General features: G+C 41.1%; 12 protein-coding genes. 6 read left to right on the top strand and 6 right to left on the bottom strand.

Annotated features, from left to right (window positions below):
• The 5 genes from ACEW8U_RS01635 to ACEW8U_RS01615 all read left to right on the top strand — a co-directional run.
• Positions 1-1,105 (top strand): hypothetical protein (locus ACEW8U_RS01635; protein ID WP_373520292.1); only part of this gene is annotated, 1,105 nt, incomplete at its 5' end.
• Between the two features lie 195 nt (positions 1,106-1,300).
• The gene (locus ACEW8U_RS01630; RefSeq protein ID WP_373520291.1) at positions 1,301-2,878 is read left to right on the top strand and encodes a glycine-rich domain-containing protein; all 1,578 of its coding nucleotides are present in this window, start codon (positions 1,301-1,303) and stop codon (positions 2,876-2,878) included.
• 417 nt (positions 2,879-3,295) lie between these two features.
• Positions 3,296-8,314 carry a glycine-rich domain-containing protein gene (locus tag ACEW8U_RS01625; protein WP_373520290.1) on the top strand — a complete coding sequence of 1,673 codons (5,019 nt, stop codon included), beginning with the start codon at positions 3,296-3,298 and terminating at the stop codon, positions 8,312-8,314.
• Between the two features lie 208 nt (positions 8,315-8,522).
• On the top strand, positions 8,523-10,640 hold the full coding sequence (locus tag ACEW8U_RS01620; RefSeq protein WP_373520289.1) for a T9SS type A sorting domain-containing protein: 2,118 nt from the start codon (positions 8,523-8,525) through the stop codon (positions 10,638-10,640).
• Between the two features lie 76 nt (positions 10,641-10,716).
• Positions 10,717-12,351, top strand: coding sequence for a hypothetical protein (locus tag ACEW8U_RS01615; protein WP_373520288.1), 1,635 nt, complete (start codon positions 10,717-10,719; stop codon positions 12,349-12,351).
• A 138-nt stretch (positions 12,352-12,489) separates the two neighbouring features.
• Here ACEW8U_RS01615 and ACEW8U_RS01610 read toward each other — a convergent pair whose 3' ends face one another.
• The 6 genes from ACEW8U_RS01610 to ACEW8U_RS01585 form a co-directional block, all read right to left on the bottom strand.
• Positions 12,490-12,774, bottom strand: a complete 285-nt coding sequence (locus ACEW8U_RS01610) for a type II toxin-antitoxin system YafQ family toxin (RefSeq protein ID WP_373520287.1) — start codon at positions 12,772-12,774, stop codon at positions 12,490-12,492.
• On the bottom strand, positions 12,771-13,022 hold the full coding sequence (locus ACEW8U_RS01605; protein ID WP_373520286.1) for a hypothetical protein: 252 nt from the start codon (positions 13,020-13,022) through the stop codon (positions 12,771-12,773). Before ACEW8U_RS01605 ends, ACEW8U_RS01610 begins: the two co-directional genes overlap by 4 nt.
• Before the next feature lie 214 nt (positions 13,023-13,236).
• Positions 13,237-13,662 (bottom strand): nuclear transport factor 2 family protein, encoded by a 426-nt coding sequence (locus ACEW8U_RS01600; RefSeq protein WP_373520285.1) that lies wholly within the window; start codon positions 13,660-13,662, stop codon positions 13,237-13,239.
• Positions 13,663-15,795 (bottom strand): prolyl oligopeptidase family protein, encoded by a 2,133-nt coding sequence (locus tag ACEW8U_RS01595; protein WP_373520284.1) that lies wholly within the window; start codon positions 15,793-15,795, stop codon positions 13,663-13,665.
• Between the two features lie 10 nt (positions 15,796-15,805).
• The gene (gene serS / locus ACEW8U_RS01590) at positions 15,806-17,077 is read right to left on the bottom strand and encodes a serine--tRNA ligase (RefSeq protein WP_373520283.1); all 1,272 of its coding nucleotides are present in this window, start codon (positions 17,075-17,077) and stop codon (positions 15,806-15,808) included.
• 109 nt (positions 17,078-17,186) lie between these two features.
• Positions 17,187-17,954 carry a hypothetical protein gene (locus ACEW8U_RS01585; protein ID WP_373520282.1) on the bottom strand — a complete coding sequence of 256 codons (768 nt, stop codon included), beginning with the start codon at positions 17,952-17,954 and terminating at the stop codon, positions 17,187-17,189.
• Between the two features lie 74 nt (positions 17,955-18,028).
• Between ACEW8U_RS01585 and ACEW8U_RS01580 the strand changes: the two genes are divergently transcribed.
• The gene (locus ACEW8U_RS01580) at positions 18,029-19,009 is read left to right on the top strand and encodes an isopenicillin N synthase family dioxygenase (protein WP_373520281.1); all 981 of its coding nucleotides are present in this window, start codon (positions 18,029-18,031) and stop codon (positions 19,007-19,009) included.
• Positions 19,010-19,012 lie beyond the last annotated feature (3 nt).

Raw genomic sequence — 19,012 nt, 5'->3', positions numbered from 1 at the left:
CGGTAGCTTTAATGTTACAGGAGGATTGATGGACATTGAAAATAATGCCCAATTAATAATCAATGGTGATGGTGCTGCAAGCAGTATTTTAAATGTAAAGTCATTTAATTTTGGTCAGAGATCCAAGGTTGATGTATTGGTGGGTGGAGGATTGTTTGTTGAGGGTGATGTGGATTACAGGGGAAATAATTCCGAAATTAATGTCAATGGTTTTTTTAGAACTGGTGGAAGTGTAATAATCACAGGAGGTTCTGGCAATCAATTGAATGCCTATGGTAATGCTCAAGTGATGATTGAAAAAAACCTTGATGTTAGAGGTACCAGCGACATTACTTTTGGGGGAACTAGTGAAACAGATATTGGTGGTGATATTATAACTGTTGGAAGCGCAAAGGTTATTGCAACTGAACAAGCGCAGGTATTTGTCTGCGGAATGTTTCCTACACCTTGCGAAGCTAACAATTGTAATACCCAAGAAAAAGTTCAAGGAACTTTTGCATCTTCTTGTAGGATTATGCCCGTGGAATATATTTACACCAAAGCTCAGTTTAATTCCAATAATAGAACTAATTCAATTTTGTGGGCTACTGGTAAGGAAGTAGAAAACAGCCATTTCGAAATCGAAAGATCAATAGGCAATATCAATGACTTCAGGGTAATTGAAACTGTGAACGGAATGGGATGGACTGAAAGCGTAACCGAATACAGCTTTGAAGATTGGAACCTTCCTTCAAATGAAACTTTGGTTTATTATAGAATCAATCAGTTTGATTTTGATGGTAAAGTGACTTTTGGTAAAGTACTGTCTGTTCGTCTTCCTTCTTCCAATCAGAATATGGTCAATGTTTGGAAAGTGTATCCCAATCCTTTGATCGGAGGTGAATCACTTAACATCAAGCTAGCCGATTTCCAATCTTACAACGGTGAAACTATCTCAGTAAAAATCATCTCTTCTACATCCACTGCTTTCCGGGTTCAGGCAGGTTCTGAATCTGAATTGAATGAAGTTTTAAGTGGTTTGGTTGCAAGGGTACCGAGAGGAGTTCTGATGATCGAAATCCAGTGGGGACAGAAAGTGGAACATTTTAAATTGTTGAAGAAGTAAGGAAGACGGAAGACGGGAGACGGAAGACCGAAGATGCGGACATTTAAAATTTAAAAACCTTCTTTAATATAAACAAAGAAGGTTATAATAAAATTAACTTTTTGAAAAGACATTATCCAACAAAATTATTCTTAGTTAATAGGAAAATGAAAAGCAATTATGTAGATTTGAAATTCATTTAGATGAATTTAAACCATGAAAAAATATTTTTTTTTAATTTTTTCTTTTTGCTGCATCTCTATTTGTGGAGCTATTGAGACTTTTGCCCAAAGCTTGGATTCTTTAGTGATTAAAAACCCTTGTACAACGGAATATTATATGAATGATGGTTCAGTTGTGGTGGTTTTTAAATGTAATACTACGTGGTTGCCTCCAACAGGATTAGTCGAACTTGAAGGAGCTTTGGTCATTGCTGGTGGCGGTGGAGGCGGAAGAAGAGATACAGATATTAGCAGAGGTGGTGGCGGTGGCGGTGCCGGTGGTGCTGTCTATGTCACCAATCCGGTTAATCTAACCTTAAATGATTTGCCGTTGAATATTACAATAGGCAGCGGTGGATTGGGTGCTACTGCTACAAATAGAAGGGGAAATATGGGTGTAAATTCAAGTATTGAGACGGCACAATTTCCACATATTATTAGCGAAGGTGGCGGTGGAGGAGGAAGCGCTTTAACAGGAAGTGATTTTGATGGTTTACAGAGAAACGGTGGTAATGGTGGATCAGGAGGAGGTGGAACTTCAAGAACAGGTATTGGAGGGAATTCGAGTGCTGGAAACCGTGGAGGAAATGGGACCGGCAATATTAATGATAATGTTACTGGCGGTGGTGGTGGTGGCGGTGCCGGTGGGCAAGGACTAGAACCTCAAGGTGCAACAAATGGTGGTGCTGGTGGGCCTGGTAGGATATACCCAATTACAAATGGTTTACCTATAATTGTTGCCTCCGCCCCTCAAAATATTTTTGCTGCAGGAGGGGGAGGTGTCGGAGGTAATCCTGGTGGCCAGGGAGGTGCTTTACCTGGAGGCTCGGGCATTGGCGGAAATGGAAATAATACACAAGCATCAGGAGCAACAGGAGCAGGCGGTAATGGTTTAATAAACACTGGATCTGGTGGAGGTGTTGGATTTTCAAGAGGAGGTAATGGTTCATCTGGTATTGTAATAATTAGATTTCTATCGTCTAGAATTCTACCAGTTGAGTTTTTAAATTTTGAAATTAAGTTTTTAGATCAAATTTTTTCTAGCGTAATTTCTTGGTACACTGCCAAAGAATGGGAAAACAGTCACTTCGAAATTGAAAGGTCTGAATTGAACATCAAAAATTTTGAAAAAATAGGTCAGGTGAAGGGAATGGGTTGGACTGAGACCATAACATCCTATTCATTTGAAGATAAAAATTTACCGCTTTCGGGCGGCTTGGTTTATTACAGGCTAAAACAGATAGATTTCAGCGGAAAGTTTGAATATTCAAGCGTAGTTTCTGTAAATCTTCCTAAAATACATGTTACTCAAGGCGTTTGGAGAGCCTATCCCAACCCAACCGTAAATGATCAATTAAGGGTAAGTTTATTGGACAGGAATGGGTACAATGATGAAGCCTTAACATTCAGACTTATCCAAGCCAATTCAGTCTCTGAATCCATGACTGTTTCCACTGAAGAAGAAATGAACGAGATCTTAGCAGGATGGGTGCCCAGAATGTCAAGAGGATTGTTTGTCGTCGAAATCCGTTGGGGGCAAAAAGTGGAGCATATCAAGGTGCTTAGAAAATAATTAAATGGTATTTATGAATAACTCTCCAAAAGATTGAATTTTTGGAGAGTTCATTTTTTTAGGGTTGATTGATAGAAAAAAATTCTTAATCCATGACTGTTTCTACTGAAGAAAAAATGAACGAAATACTGGCAGCATGGGTACCCAAAATGTCAAGGGGCTTGTTTGTCGTTGAAATCCGTTGGGGACAAAAGTAAAGCATATCAAGGTTTTGAATTTATAGAGTTATTTTTCCCTCTTATTATACAATTAATAAACTTGAATGTTTTCCTTTAAACCTTAATGGATTTCAAATCAGATTTTTTGTTTTGTAAATCGGGTTTTTGTTAATGTGAATTAAACTCCTTTTATTTCAATGTTTTTTATAGGAATATTCACCCTATAATTCAATTGATCACCCAAATATTTGTCCTCCAAATGAGTTTGATTTTATCCCAATCTTGGGATTTCTATCTTTTTAAATTAAAAAAAATCTCAAAGGTTTTTTTATTGGTGGTATTTTTTACCGGTGGTGTTCATATGTCCTTCTCTCAAACTGTAACCCGCACTTTTGATTCCAGTGGAACATTTATCGTTCCTGATAAAATCACATCAATAAATGTGAGTGTTTGGGGTGCGGGAGGTGGTGGTGGATATTATGCAAGTGGAAATAGTAGGGGTGCTGGTGGTGGTGGTGGCGGTGGTTTTTCCCAATCCATTAATTTCACAGTTTCACCTGGTTCTCCAATCATTTATGTTGTGGGAACCGGCGGATTTGGTGCTAGTACCACTACTGCAAGCAATGGCGGTCAAAGTGTTTTTGGAAGTTTGGTTGCAAATGGGGGTACTGGTGCTTCTGGAAGATTTGGAGGAGCAGGAGGCAATGCCAGTGGAGGGTTAACCAATAATAGATCCGGAGGTAATGGCGGTACCCAAGCAGATAGCAATAATAGAGGAGGTGCAGGCGGAGGTGCAGCTGGAAATACAGCTGGAAACGGTGTAATTGGAGTTGGAACAGGGAATAATAATGGGGGAGCTGGTGGCGTTGGAATAAATGGGGCAGGTTCTGGCGGAAATGGAGGTAATAATGGGAACAACGGAAATGATGGTGCTTTGCCAGGAGGTGGTGGTGGAGGCGAAGGTGGGAACGGAGTTCAAGGTGGAAATGGTGGAAATGGGAGAATAATTGTTTCCTGGTCCTGTTCTGCCACACTCGCCTCAGGACTAGGCTCAAATAATCAATCAGTGTGTATCAATGCACCTATTGCCAACATCACTTACGAACTTGTTGGAGCCTACGGGGCTACCTTTTCAGGTTTACCTGATGGGGTTGCGGCAACTTACAGTAATGGCGACATTATCATCAGTGGCGCCCCTTCGCAAGCAGGAACTTTTGAATATACCATTACACCTATTGGGGCTTGTGAAAGCAATGTGCTCACAGGAACAATTTCAGTTTCACCAAATCGTACGGCGGGGACCATCACTGCCAATACCTTCTGTGAAGGTTCTCCATTACCACCGGGTGCGATCCAGCCCATTACAGGCGTAACAATTATTGGGACTGCCGTTGGTTTGCCTGCTGGAGTCAGTGCGGACCTGATAGGGAACGATATAGTTTTTTCAGGAACACCCACTGAATCAGGTACTTTTGATTATACTATACCCCTAATTGATGGCTGCGGCACCGAAAATGCCACAGGAACTATTGTTATCAACTCTATTGTAGCAATTATTGATCCTTCATTGGATGGCCAGATTTCTTGTTTGGGATCTACATTTGACCCTATTTACATAAGTCCTCAATTAGGTTTTACCTATCAATGGTTTGAAAATACTTTTTCGAAAAATTTCGGAGGCATACCGGTAGTTGGAGCTAATTCCCATGAATTTATTCCTCCAACAAATAGTTTAGGTACTTTTTATTATTATGTGGAAGTTACTGGCTTATGTGGTGATCCTCTTACGGTTGCCAGTCCTGTTTCAGGGGCCTTTGAAGTTTATCCGGGGAATGCTGCTGAGCCTGGCTCCATTTCTCCCACTGTCTGCGTCAATGATGCCATTCCTGACATTACCCATCTCACTTTTGAGGCAACAGGAATAGGAGTGCCAGTTAATCTTCCTGACGGAGTGGATGCAATCTGGTCAGCAAACGAAATTATCATTAGTGGAACACCAACCCAATCTGGTGTCTTTGATTATAGTATTCCTTTGGTTGGTGGCTGCGGAGAAGCAAGCGCAACGGGGACCATCAGGGTGAATGCTTATCCCAACATACCCAACCAAGTTACCCCAGCACAGGAGGTTTGTCTCAATTCCGGATTCTCTTCTATAGGGGTATCCCGTCTCACAGGGTTAAGCTATCGATGGTACAGCAATACTATAGCATCCAATTCAGGAGGAACCCTGATTGCGGGAGCAAATTCAAATATTTTCACTCCACCCTCCAATGTGGAAGGTACAATGTATTATTATGTAGAAGTTTTTTCAAACTTCTGTGGAATCGGTGATTTGGTTTACAGTGCTGTTTCTGGACCTCAGACAGTGAATCCGTTGCCGGTGGTCACTTTTGAAACCCAGCCTTCCGGTAATTTCTGTGTGGGTCAGGACATCACTTATACTACCCAAGCAGGACAGTCTGATTATGTATGGACACTTCCGGGAACACCAGGAATAGACTATGTCATTATTATTGGGGGAACTTCAACAGATGATTTGCTAACAGTGAGGTGGTTGACTCCAGGCTCAAAATCTATTTCTATCAATTATGCCAACAGCAACGGTTGTTTTGCGGCTGTACCAAGGGTTTCCACCCCAATTACTGTACAAATTAACACGTTTACCCCATCCAATCCTTTGGCACCAAGGGTATGTGTCAACCAAGTACTTAATCCTGTTTCCATCAATACCACATTGGCAACGGGGATAGGTTCTCCCGTTGGTTTACCACCAGGGGTAACGGCTTCTTTTACAGGAAATACAATTTCCATTTCCGGTACACCGACTGCATCTGGAACCTATAATTACAGTATTCCGCTGACAGGTGGTTGTGGATCAGTAAATGCAGTAGGTACAATTGTGGTTTCTCCGGTATATGAATTAAGAGCAACCACATCTGTATCTCCAAGTAACAGTGGGGGTTCTGCCACAGTTACCATACGTGGGGACGTGGCCAATCTACCAAATGGGACCTATACAGTAACATATCGGATGGGGCTTGCCAATCCAGGTGGTCCATATACTGCTACAGTGAATGTGGTCAATGGCAGAGGTTCCTTTACCACAGTTCCTGTTTTTGATGCAGACCTGACTTCTTTGGAAATTTTGACCATTAGGAGACCTATTGATACATGTGCAATTACCCTTACGGAAAACAACATCACATTTTTTGGTATTTGTGCGGCGGTATATGAAGCGGATGGATTTTTCTATGTGCCGGCTGGAATATTTGAAATTACCATTAAAGTGTGGGGTGGGGGTGGAAAAGGTGGAAATTCTACTTCGGCTGAAACTGGAGGCGGAGGCGGTGGTGGCGGATATGCTACCATCACAGTCCCTGTAAATCCAGGGCAAACTTACAGAGTGAAAATCGGAGATGGTGGAACATTAACCACTCCTAATGGTGGACCGACATTGGTTACCAGAAGTGCAACAGATGACCTTTTGGCAGCGATTGTTTATGCCAATGGTGGCAATGCGGGATCTATTGGGGGATTTGGTACAGGAGGAACAGGAAATTCTGGAGCTGGAGTAAATGGCTTACCAAACGGATCTTCAAATGGAGGTAACGGAGGACAAGGCGGTGGCGCTGGTGGCGCTGGAGGCAATGGTGCAATTTCTAATAATTCAAATGGAGCAAATGGAAATGCACCCGGCGGTGGAGGTGGAGGTGCCCGAGGTAATAATAGAACAGGTGGAAATGGTGGTCCAGGATTGGTAATTATCTCATATTCCTGCCCACCAATATCTCCCGACAATTGTTTTGTAGTAAGGGATGACGGTGCTAGGACGGGTTTTACAATCATAGAATTCACTTGCGCAACCAATGAATGGGTTGCTCCTACAGGCTTATTGGATTTTACGGTAGTCGCTGTTGGATCTGGCGGTGGAGGAGGAATGGGAACCTCCGCTGGCGGAGGTGGAGCAGGGGGCCTAGTCACCACTGTTGTCTCCAGTCCGAATCCCAATGGTATAGAAGATGGTACGATATTTAACATTAATGTTGGTCAGGGAGGACTTGGAGCTACTTCCACCAACAACCGTGGAGGCAATGGAGAACCTTCCTCATTCACTGGAATGATGGGTGGCACATCCGTAAACATCATAGCTCCTGGTGGAGGTGGCGGGGGTTCCTACAATTCTGGTAATATTGCCAATGGAATATCAAATGGCGCATCCGGAGGTGGAGGGGCTTATTATTTACCCACCAATTATATTGGTTCTGGTGGTGCCGGTACCACGGGAATGGGATATGCAGGCGGAAATGGAGACTTGGGTACAGGTTCAAGTCCCGCCATAGCTGGCGGCGGTGGTGGTGGTGCTGGAGGCCTTGGAGAGACGGGTGATGCCCGTGGTTCAGGACAATCAAAAGGTGGGAATGGTGGACAAGGACTTACCTTCAACCAATTCGGTTTGCCGTTTGGATATGGAGGTGGAGGTGGAGGAGCAGGCGATGGCGGAAATAGCGGTCAGATGAATCCAGGTACTGGCGGAAGTGCTCCAGGCTTTGGAGTCATTGGTGGAACCGGAAATGTAACTGGATTAGGGCTACCTGGTCAAGAAAAGACAGGATCAGGTGGTGGCGCCGGTCGAACTGGTGGAGGGGCCGGAGGGTCGGGGGTTGTTTATATTATCTATGAAAATTTCAGGATCTTACCGGTAGAATATATATTTATTAAAGCGCAATATGTAGAGGATGAAAGAATGTCCCTTCTCACTTGGGCTACTTCCAAAGAGTGGGAAAATTCACATTTTGAGGTTCAGCGGTCTTTTCAAAATGTAAATAATTGGACTACTATAGGTAGCGTGGAAGGTATGGGGTATGCTGATGAGCCTGTATATTATAAATTTGAGGACAAAGAGTTGCCATTGACTGGTGGGAATCTTTACTACAGGCTGAACCAGGTGGATTTTTCCGGTAAATCAGAACATTCCCGTGTACTGTCAGTAAGGTTGCCTGCTTTGCAATTTACTAAGGGTCTTTGGCGGGCCTATCCGAATCCCAATTATGGTGAAACCTTAAAAGTGAGTCTTTTGGATGCAGATGAATATGATGGGAAAAACCTTTCCTTCAGAATTATCCAATCCACTTCAAGTTCTCAATTAATTTCAGTTGCCACTGAAGGTGAAATGAATGAAATACTTGGGCAAATGATTTCGGGGATTGCTAAAGGAGTTTTCATATTGGAAATCCAATGGGGACAAAAAGTGGAGCATATCAAAGTCTTGAAAAAGTAACTTGGATTCTATATATATACATTGCACATTGATTTTTTAGCAGGTTGTTTTTTTATTCGGTTCAAAAATGAATTTTATATTGCCCATTCTGCTTTGTAAACGATCCGTTTGGTTATTAGCTTCTTCTTGTTTTATTTCATCCACTTTTTGAGGGTTTTTAAAGCCTTACAGTTTTGATTATCACCCAAACGATTAAATTTTATTTACTATGTTTTTCCTGTTCAAACCCTTCAGTGGTTGTCCTCATATGAAATCATTTGGTTTCAAGGTTGCCTTGTTATTAATTTGGTTTTGCGTTGATTCTTTACTTGCATTGGGAGAAGGTTCAGCAACTTGGGGAATAAGTGATAACCGCCAAAGCTGGCTTTGGTACCCGGGTAATTCCGGTGAGGGTGGTTTTGCAAATAGGGGCTATATGCTTCTTCCTTCCGGAGTTTCGGGATATGATGGAGGTCATAGATTATATGTGTATGCCAAAGCTGGAGAAACAGTTTTCTGGGGATTTCGCAGAGAAGGATCTTCAGGTGATATTAGAGTTAGATTTTTATACGATGCCAATAGCTCAGAATTTTTTCCAACAGGGACAAGTGGTGCCGGACGGACTCAAAGAGTTTCCCAGGATTATAATGCAAGCAGCAATGGTTCTTCCCAGGGAAGGCCTCCTTCTGCTGGTGCAACCAACAGTGGTCCATCGCAAGTGACCGGATCTGGATATCATGCGTATTCTTTCGTCAATAATACCGGAGCGGCCAGGGCATTTTGGGTTGAGATTTCCAATACTTCCAACAATCATATCACAGGTGGTTTCAATATCAATTTTTGGGATATCACGGTTGCTTCAGGTTCTTCTGGGAGCTATTCCGAAATCCCTGGTCGGGTTTATTCCAGATTCTGGAGTATCGTCAATTCAAGGCAAAACCCTTCAATCAGTAGTCTCACTTTGACAAAAGCTTCAGCAGACAAATATTCTTTTCATAATGATTTCGGATTTTACGTCCCTGTAGACAATACCTATTCGGCAGCAGGTGATGACTATTTTGTCAAATACATCAATTTTGCAGGTTCGAGCGGTGGATGGACTAATTTTTTTGCCAATAAGGATGGCCCCAGAAACACGCTTTCCTTTGATGAAAACAGAAAGTCGATCAGCGGTACCTCCTCCAATTATCAATACCCTTTGTTTATCAATGATCCTGATCCTACAATTTGGAAATCTACTTCAGCGCCTTCTGCTTCTTTGAATATCAACTATCAAGAGAAGGCTGCACCGGCACATGGAGGCGAGGCGACAATTAAACTTACAATCAGCCTGCCTGCCGTAGTGGATATACTGATAGACCTCAATGGCAATTACACCTATGATGATGGTATTGATTTACTGATTTCCAAGGAATATCCCGCACCCGGTACTTATCAAATCTATTGGAACGGAGAAGATGCACAAGGAGCTGTTGTGCCTCCGGATACCAATGTTGAGGTAATTGCCACTGTGGTATTTTACCCTGTCCATTTCCCCATTTTTGATCTGGAGCAAAGTTTAGGAATGACCGTTACCAATATCAGACCAGGTGCCGTGGCCAATAACAATATCTTTTGGGATGATTCATTGATCCCAAGAAGCGGTCTTACACCAAGTGACAGCCCACAGTCCATCATGGTAAATACAACAGGATTACCTGGGCCTAACCGTAAATGGTGGGCTACAGGTGACAATGGCTTCAGCAACAACATCACCATTAACACCTGGGCAGGTTCCTATAATACCGAGGTCAATCAGTCCTTTCGGATTTTGCCTGTTCAATGGATCTATTTCCATGGAAAAACCATGGAAAATAAAATTAAATTGGAATGGGGAACCGCAATGGAAAAGGACAATAATGGATTTGTTATTCAACGTTCCAAAGATGCCAAATCATGGATAGACTTAGGGCAGGTCAAAGGTGTTGGGAATAGTGAAAGTCCAGTGCATTACCAGGATTGGGATAGCCATCCTTCAATAGGGCCTAATTATTATCGAATTAAACAGGTTGACTTTAATGAAAATACTGATTTTACCAGTGTCATTAGGGTGGATTTTATTTCGGATTGGGACATTCACTTATATCCTAATCCAGTTAGGGATGAATTCTATATCCAGTCCACTGGGATTGACAAATTGCAGGTCTTTTTGATGGATAGTAAAGGAGCAAAAATGATTCCTGAACAGATAATTCTCAGTGACAATAAATTGGCATTAAATATAGCAAAGCTAAAACCGGGATTTTATTTGGTATATATCCAACAAAATGAAAAGTCCCTGATCAAAAAATTGATAAAGATTGATTGACAGATTTGCTTTCAACCTTTGTCTAACAAGAGATTCCAAAGTGTTTTAATTTATAAACTAACCTAACCGATTGATAATGACGCGTAAAATTATCTTTGTTTTATTATTTACTGCCACAATTATGGCATGTGTGCCTGACGACAAAAATCCTGTTTCAGATCCTACTATTACAATAAATACGAATAGTGAATCCCTGAGCAAACGATTTTCTTTGGAGGGTTCAGGAGTTGTTGAAATCTTTGGCCCTGATATATTGAACGGAAGGCTTTCCGAAGAAGACCTGCCCGCAGGAAAAGTACCGCTCATGATGGTTTCCCAGGTCAAGCCACCGGTTTTGGAGGGCAAGGAATTGACTGCAACCCATGTGGATATTTCAGATAATTATGCCTTTGTCAGTTACAATACTGTTGGACCTGTATTTTTGGGGGCCATCGAAATATTTGACATTACCGATCCACTGCATCCACAGATCATCAGTCAGGCCGTTTTTAAAAATGGAGATGTAAATTCCCTTAGTTTCAAAAACGGTGTTTTGTATGCTGCTGCCGCCTTTGACATCGATCAGGAACCCAATATCAAGACTGCTGCACAACTTGTGAAGGTTCATGTAAGCAATGGAAAATTTACTTCAGAATTTTCCAAATATGACATTGAAGGCTATGCGGCGGTGGATGTCTGTACCACATCAGAGGATATTGCAGTGGCAAGTGGCAGCAATGGCCTGGTCGGTTTGTTTAATGGCACAGGCGAAATGCACAAAAACTTTCACTTGGACGATTTGAGGGCTGTCAAATTTGGCAATGATGTAATCGCTGTGCTTAGTGGAACAGATGGCATAAAAATCCTTAAACCTTCAAACCTGGAAACCATTCAAAACATCTGGATTGAAAAGGATATTGCAGAGTCCAAAAGGACATTGGACATGGCGCCGGGACTGTTATTCGCCTCAGAAGGCCTAAGAGGTGTAGGTGTTTATTCAACCTCAACAGGTTCTTTTTTGCAGCGGCTTTCCATTCCTATCAAACCTGAAGGGGTAGAAGAGGGGGATGTAGTGACCAATGCAGTGTCTTATGCTGATGGCAAAGTCTTTATGGCGAATGGCGGTGCAGGTGTCGCTGTTTCACAGATTGTTGAAAACGATGTTTTGGAAGAAATCGGTATTCTAGGAATATCAGGTTCCTCAAATTTTATCAAAGCTTATAATGGGTTCATTTTTGTAGCGTCCGGCCGTCAGGGTCTCCAAATCCTGAATTTGACCCAAAAAGATGAATTGGCTTTGACTAATGAAATCAGTTGTAATGGATTTGGTGTTTATGATGGCAATGCAAACTTAAATGTGAATACAGGCGAAAATGTGGGTTATGCTGGGGCTGTTTCTCTCAAAAATGTCAATGTTGGCGGCAATTTGACTTTTTGTGGATCAATGGCAATTGAAAGTAGTTTAAATATCAATAGCGACGGGATGTTCCTAATGAATGGTTCCCTGGTTTTTGGTCAGTATAATAAGAATAACAATCTTTCCATCAACAGCAATGCTACTATGAAAGTATTTGGGGATCTGGTGATTTACGGTAATCTGAATCTTAACTCAGGTTCTACCTTGGAATTTGTAGGAGAAGGAAATAAAGTCACCATTTTTGGTAATTTTCAAAGAGGTCAAAATGTAACGATCAAAGGAGATTTTATTGATACTGAGGGGAAATTGAAATAGGTAATTTGAATTAAACAAATAAAACTACAAACCCACCAAAATAAACTTTTTTTGGTGGGTTTGTCTTTATAATCATTCGCATTGTTGCCAGTAAGCAGATAATTTTTGAAGGCAGGACATTATTAACTAATAAACCGTTTAGAATAACTCAGAATGAGAACCAAGCCGTACCAAGTAAATCTCTTTTGGATATTCGGTTTGCTCCCATATCAGAAGCAAGCCTGGGAGAATGTGACATTCCCAAAATCCTGAATAATTGCCCACAAGCTTATGGGGTTTCATTTTTTCAGGCATAGCTTCGTGTCCATTTTCAGCAAGGAGAGATATTGCCCTCTGAATATCCAATAATTCACGCTTTTTTTTGAGGAACTTCTTGAAATCCTTTTTGAACCTGCTTGAATAGACAATATGATAATTAATCATTTACCCAAATCCTTAAAAAGCTGATCCATATCGGTATATCGCTTCTGGGAGGACTTTTCCTTTATCGCTTCCTCTATAGATTGTTTGGTATCTTCATTTAGTTCACGGAAATCTGAAGCTTTGGTCAATAACGTTTCAATCAGGTTATTCACACTCCTGTTTTCCTTTTTTGCCAAATTCTCCAGATGCTTGTCTAACTCTGTTTTGATTCTTACCGATCTTGATTTTCTTTCGCTATTTGTATTCATTGTGATATCATTTGTGTTCACTTGTAATACATAAATATAGCATAAAAATGTTCATTTCAATATGCTCCATCTTCGGAACAAACTTTTAGAAAGATGATTTAGCTTTGATTAATGAAATCAGCTGAATTGGGTTTGGGTTTTATGAAGGGAACGCAAACTTAAATGTCAATTCAAATGAACCCTCCAAAATTTCAATTTTTGGTGGGTATGTTTTTCACCTCTTTTCCTCATACCATGTCTTATGGACTATTTTCCATTGACCATCAATTTTGATCAAAGTCAGGTAGTCATAATAATAAACTCCCGGCCAGAATAGTTCTGTTTTGGCCAAAGCAGTGTAGCCTTTGATTTCAATTTCCAGTAATCTATTGTCAAAAAGGCTAGGGTCTCTTTTTTCCCCTTTTGCCACTCCGGAAGCCCATTCTTCATAGGGGGTTACTTTGAAATTCTCCCCCCGATATCCGATTAACCTTGCTGATGGATCAAAAGCTGCATCGAGTTTTGAACCGTCCCTTTCCATCATGCCATCAAAATAAAGTTGTATGGTATGCTTAATGGCAGTTTTTTCATCCTGGATGGTTTGGGAAAATATTGACCCGCAACAGGACAAGATAAGAATTAAAATGAGCAGCTTTTTCATCTATTTTCTAGGGTATTCAATTCCCATATTGTAGAGTCCAAAGGCAAAAATATCTGCGATTTCCGCAATTTGCATGGCGGTTGGTTTTCCTGCACCGTGTCCTGCATTTGTCTCAATGCGGATTAGAACTGGATTTTCACCTTGATGTGCATTTTGTAGGGTTGCTGCAAATTTGAAGGAATGGGCAGGGACTACCCTGTCATCATGGTCTGCAGTGGTCACCATGGTAGCTGGATAAGCTGCTGGTTTTAAATTGTGTAAAGGAGAATATCCTTTTAGGTACTTGTACATTTCTTCATTGTCGTCGGCTGTTCCATAATCATAAGCCCACCCCGCACCCGCAGTAAACTGATGATACCTCAACATATCCAATACCCCTACAGCCGGGAAAGTCACTTTTGCGAGTTCAGGTCTTTGGGTCATTACTGCACCTACTAAAAGGCCTCCATTGCTACCGCCTCTAAGGGCAAGATAATCTGAAGAGGTATAACCTTCACTGATGAGGTATTCTCCTGCTGCAATAAAATCATCGAACACATTTTGCTTTTTCATTTTAGTGCCAGCGAGGTGCCAATTTTCACCATATTCACCACCACCCCTAATATTTGGGACTGCAAAAATGCCGCCATTTTCCAACCAAACTGTATTGGCTATGCTAAAGGAAGGTGTTAGACTTACCCCGAAACCTCCGTAGCCATATAGTATAGTAGGGTTTTTACCGTCTTTTTTAAGACCTTTTTTATGTGTAATGATCATAGGGATTTTAGTCCCGTCTTTGGAAGTGTAGAATACCTGTTGACTTTCAAATTGCTCGGGATCAAATTTTACCAGAGGCCTATTATACAATTCACTTTTTCCTGTGGCAATATCATATCGGTAAATAGAGCCCGGAGTAATATAGGAAGTGAAAGTGAAATAGAGTTCTGATTCTTCTTTCTTCGTAGAAAATCCCCCCGCAGAGCCTACACCGGGCAATTCGACTATTCTTTCCTGCTTGCCTGTATAATCAAATTGCTGGACTTCAGTGACAGCATCTTTGAGATAAGTGGCAAAAAATTTACCCCAACCTTTTGAGATATCCATGACATTTTCCGTTTCAGGGATTACATCATTCCAATATTGTGGAGGTAAAGCATCAATGCTAGTTTTCACCAATTTATTGTTTGGTGCATTCAGATTGGTGAAAATGAACAGTTCTCCATCTTGGTGGTCAACCACATAATGGGTACTTTCCATATCCGACACCATAGGAACGATGGGAGAAAATGCTTTAGTAATGTCCTGAATATATAATTCATTGCCGGTAGTGCTGTTGGCTGCAGAGATCACCAAATATTTCCCATCCTCAGTAACTGAAGCACCAACATATCTTCTTGGGCTTTCATCATCACCAAAAACTAATACATCATCTGATTGGTTGGTTCCTAATTTGTGGTAATATAGTTTGTGGTTATTGGTCAGGGCAGATAATTTTGATCCATCAGGCTTGTCATAGGTGCTGTAAAAAAATCCCTCTGTTCCCTTCCATTCAATTCCTGTAAACTTAGCGTCTACTATCTTGTCGTCCAGTAAATCCTTACTTTTAGAATCCATGACATAGATGTCCCTCCAATCGGAACCGGCAACAGAAACAGCATAAGCAAATAATTCCCCGTCTTTTGTAAATGATGCACCTCCCAAAGAAGTTGTTCCATCTTCCGAAAGTTTATTTGGGTCTAAAAACAACTCTTCTTCTCCATCCGGGCCCGACTTCCTATATAAGATTGACTGGTTTTGAAGCCCATCATTTTTATAATAGTATTGGTAATCTCCGTATGTCGTCGGAGCAGATAATTTTTCGTAATTCCAGACTTCTTCCAGTCTTTTTCTAATAGCTTCTCTAAATGGAATTTGCTCCAAATAACCAAAAGTAACTTCATTCTGTGCAACAACCCAAGCTTTGGTTTCTTCAGCATAGTCATCTTCCATCCATCGGTATGGATCTGCGACAGTTTCACCCCAATAGGTATCCACATGGTCGATTTTTGTATTTTCAGGATAATCCACTTCTATAGTTGGGAATTTATTTTCTTGCTGGCATGAAAGGACAAGTGAACTTCCAATTGCCATAGCTAATATTTTATTTGTCTTCATTTCTTGTAAATCAAATTTGATCAAAACCCAAATAGGACACCAAAACCTCAGGCATTTTGATGCCAACCTCTGTTTGGTTGTTCTCCAAAATGGAAGCTACTATTCTTGGTAAAGCCAAAGCACTACCATTGAGGGTATGAGCCAGCTGTGTTTTTTTATCCTCTCCTCTGAAGCGTAATTTGAGTCTGTTGGCCTGATAGGTTTCAAAATTGGATACTGAACTGACTTCAAGCCATCTTTCCTGTGCAGCAGAGAAGACTTCAATGTCATAAGTCAATGCTGAAGTGAAACCCATATCACCGCCGCAAAGTTTTAACACCCGATAAGGGAGTTCTAATTTTTGCAGCAGGTTTTGAACATACTTGCTCATTTCCTCCAAAGTATCGTAAGATTGGTCAGGATGAGAAATGTGTACAATTTCCACCTTATCAAATTGATGCAACCTGTTCAGCCCCCTGACATGCGCACCCCAACTTCCGGCCTCTCTTCTAAAGCAAGGCGTATAGCCCACATTTTTGATTGGGAGGTCCTTTTCGTCTAGTATCACATCCCTATACATATTGGTGATGGGAACTTCCGCCGTCGGGATCAGAAAAAGCTTGTCAACTGTCGCTTCATACATCTGACCTTCTTTGTCAGGAAGTTGTCCTGTGCCATAGCCAGAATCCTCATTGACCAAAATTGGTGGTTGAACTTCTATATATCCGGCTTTCAAAGCCTCATCCAAAAAGAAATTGATCAAAGCCCTTTGGAGTCTTGCACCTTTTCCCTTGTAAACGGGGAATCCTGCACCTGCTATTTTAACTCCCAGATCAAAATCAATAATGTCATATTTTTTGATCAGTTCCCAATGGGGTAATTTGTTTTCAGGTAGCGAAGGGATTTTACCATGTTCGAAAACGACCTCATTGTCTTCCGCTGATTTACCTTTGGGTACAGATACATGAGGGACATTAGGAATGGTAAATAAAAGTTGTTTCAATTCCTCCTCATAATTCGTGTAGGAAGACTCTAAAGTTTTGATCTGTTCTTTGATTTCAGAAGTCCTGAATTTTATTTTTTCCGCTTCTTCTTTTTCGCCTTCCTTCATCAAGGCTCCAATCTGTCTTGAAATCGTGTTGGATTCGGCTTGAAGATTGTCCCTTTGGGCTTGGGTTTCTTTCCGGTTTTTATCGATTTCCAAAACTTGGAGTAGTATAGTTTCTGCTTTTGCAAAATTGCGTTTGTGCAATCCCTGCAATACAGTTTCAAAGTTGTCCCTGATGGCATTGACAAGTAACATAATGTGTTTTGTATGGTATGAATGAAAGGTGCAAAGATAAGGATGTTCACCAATTGAGAGGGTGCTAACATCAATTATATCATAATCGAAAAAGATTCTTTGGCTTTAATTATTTAACAATGATTGCCTTTTGAACACTGGAAAAAGGCCCATCCAACTCTGTCCCGTCTTTTTTCAGCAGTTTAAGCTGTAGGTTGTAATCCCCTTTTGGCAAGTCTGATATTCGTATAGGATATGCCTCATTGATTTCATAGGAATATTCACCGACTCTGACCTGCACTTTGAGATTGTCCAAAAGCATGTCTCCGCCAATAACCAAAAAATCTATGGTAATTTCCTCATCTTCTATATAGGTCTGTCCATTGATGGGAAGGTTCATTGCCAAATAAGGTTCTGCTGAGTATGGAAACGGTCTAGAATCACCCACCAAAAAGTCACGATCAACATAATTCCCGAATTCTTTGAGAGCAAGTCCCTCGTTATCCAAAAGATAGGCTACTACCCTGTAAGTACCTTCATTTAAGTCTCTTTGAAAAATGGGTGAATTGTACCCTATTGGATCTCCTGAGTTAAGAATAATATTCAATTGAAATCCTGCCAAACCTTCTCCGAAAGGGTAATTTTTAATGTTGAATTCAAAAGGGACTTTGCCTGGTTTGAAACGCTCCAAGTTTAATGGAGAATACATCTCAATAATGGCATCAGGAAAGTCCTTTTGTTCGTCAAAAAAGTAAAAACTGATCTCCTTGCGTGTATTGGCCAAGGAGTCAATAAGATCACTTTCGTATTTCAATTCTTCTTTTTTTTCCCTTGACCCCGAACATGCCTGAAGCAAAATGATAACAAGTAGACAAAAATACGGGACGGTTTTTTTCATAGTGATGGAGGTACAAAGGCTAATTTATTTAAATTTGATTTAAATTGGCTATTAATTATAACAAATATACAGATATGAGTGAGATACTATATGATGAGATCCCTTCTTTAGACTTGGCTGACTTTACATCGGGCAATCCTGAAAGGAAAAAGGCTTTTGTGAAGAAACTTGGACAGGCGTACAATAACATCGGTTTTGTGGCCATCAAAAGCCATGGATTAAGTAAGGATTTGCAGGATAATTTATATTCGGGAATAAAAAAATTTTTCGGCTTGGCTGATGAAATCAAGACCAAATATGAAAAACCGGAAATAGGATACCAAAGGGGATACACAGGCAAAGGCAAAGAACATGCAAAAGGAAGAAATACAGGGGATTTAAAAGAGTTTTACCATGTAGGTCAGGACCTTTCTTCCATTCCCGACACCGATGCCACCAAGGCTGAATATCCCGAGAATATTTGGCCAAAAGAAATGCCTGAGTTTGAAGAGATAGCTTTGGAAACATATAGGACATTGGAGCAGGCGGGGAAAAATATGCTCAAAGCCATAGCACTTTACCTTGGTTTAGAAGAGAATTTCTTTGAAGACAAAGTAGCACATGGCAATTCCATACTCCGACAGATTCATTATTTTCCAATAGAAAACCCTGATGAGGTACCGGCTGATGCTGTTCGCGCTGCCGAACATGGAGACATCAATTTGATCACGCTGTTGATGGGTGCGAGTGCAGATGGGCTTCAAGTGTTGAGAAAAGACGGAAAATGGATTCCCATCACGGCCTTGCCGGATCAGTTGGTAGTCAATGTTGGGGATATGTTGGAAAGGTTGACTAACAAAAAGCTGAAATCCACCATTCACCGAGTGGTCAATCCTCCCAAGGAGATGATGCATACAAGCAGGTATTCGATTCCTTTTTTTATGCACCCCCGATCTGATATGGACTTGACATGTCTGGAAAGCTGTGTGGACGAACAGCATCCCAAGCAATTTGAGGATTCCACAGCCGGAGAATTTTTGGATGAACGTCTGAGAGAATTGGGCTTAAAAAAATAAGCC

The sequence above is a fragment of the Aquiflexum sp. genome, from assembly GCF_041751335.1.
In the GTDB taxonomy this organism is placed as follows: domain Bacteria; phylum Bacteroidota; class Bacteroidia; order Cytophagales; family Cyclobacteriaceae; genus Aquiflexum.
The sequence above is the reverse complement of the archived record's forward strand: the minus strand, read 5'-3'. Positions and strand labels throughout refer to the sequence as shown.

Excerpts from the sequence above, each read along its gene's own strand:
- ACEW8U_RS01610 (WP_373520287.1), bottom strand. The coding sequence starts at position 12,774 with ATGATTAATTATCATATTGTCTATTCAAGCAGGTTCAAAAAGGATTTC.
- ACEW8U_RS01630 (WP_373520291.1), top strand. The coding sequence starts at position 1,301 with ATGAAAAAATATTTTTTTTTAATTTTTTCTTTTTGCTGCATCTCTATT.
- ACEW8U_RS01615 (WP_373520288.1), top strand. The coding sequence starts at position 10,717 with ATGACGCGTAAAATTATCTTTGTTTTATTATTTACTGCCACAATTATG.
- ACEW8U_RS01625 (WP_373520290.1), top strand. The coding sequence starts at position 3,296 with ATGAGTTTGATTTTATCCCAATCTTGGGATTTCTATCTTTTTAAATTA.
- ACEW8U_RS01600 (WP_373520285.1), bottom strand. The coding sequence starts at position 13,662 with ATGAAAAAGCTGCTCATTTTAATTCTTATCTTGTCCTGTTGCGGGTCA.
- ACEW8U_RS01605 (WP_373520286.1), bottom strand. The coding sequence starts at position 13,022 with ATGAATACAAATAGCGAAAGAAAATCAAGATCGGTAAGAATCAAAACA.
- ACEW8U_RS01595 (WP_373520284.1), bottom strand. The coding sequence starts at position 15,795 with ATGAAGACAAATAAAATATTAGCTATGGCAATTGGAAGTTCACTTGTC.
- ACEW8U_RS01580 (WP_373520281.1), top strand. The coding sequence starts at position 18,029 with ATGAGTGAGATACTATATGATGAGATCCCTTCTTTAGACTTGGCTGAC.
- serS (WP_373520283.1), bottom strand. The coding sequence starts at position 17,077 with ATGTTACTTGTCAATGCCATCAGGGACAACTTTGAAACTGTATTGCAG.
- ACEW8U_RS01620 (WP_373520289.1), top strand. The coding sequence starts at position 8,523 with ATGTTTTTCCTGTTCAAACCCTTCAGTGGTTGTCCTCATATGAAATCA.
- ACEW8U_RS01585 (WP_373520282.1), bottom strand. The coding sequence starts at position 17,954 with ATGAAAAAAACCGTCCCGTATTTTTGTCTACTTGTTATCATTTTGCTT.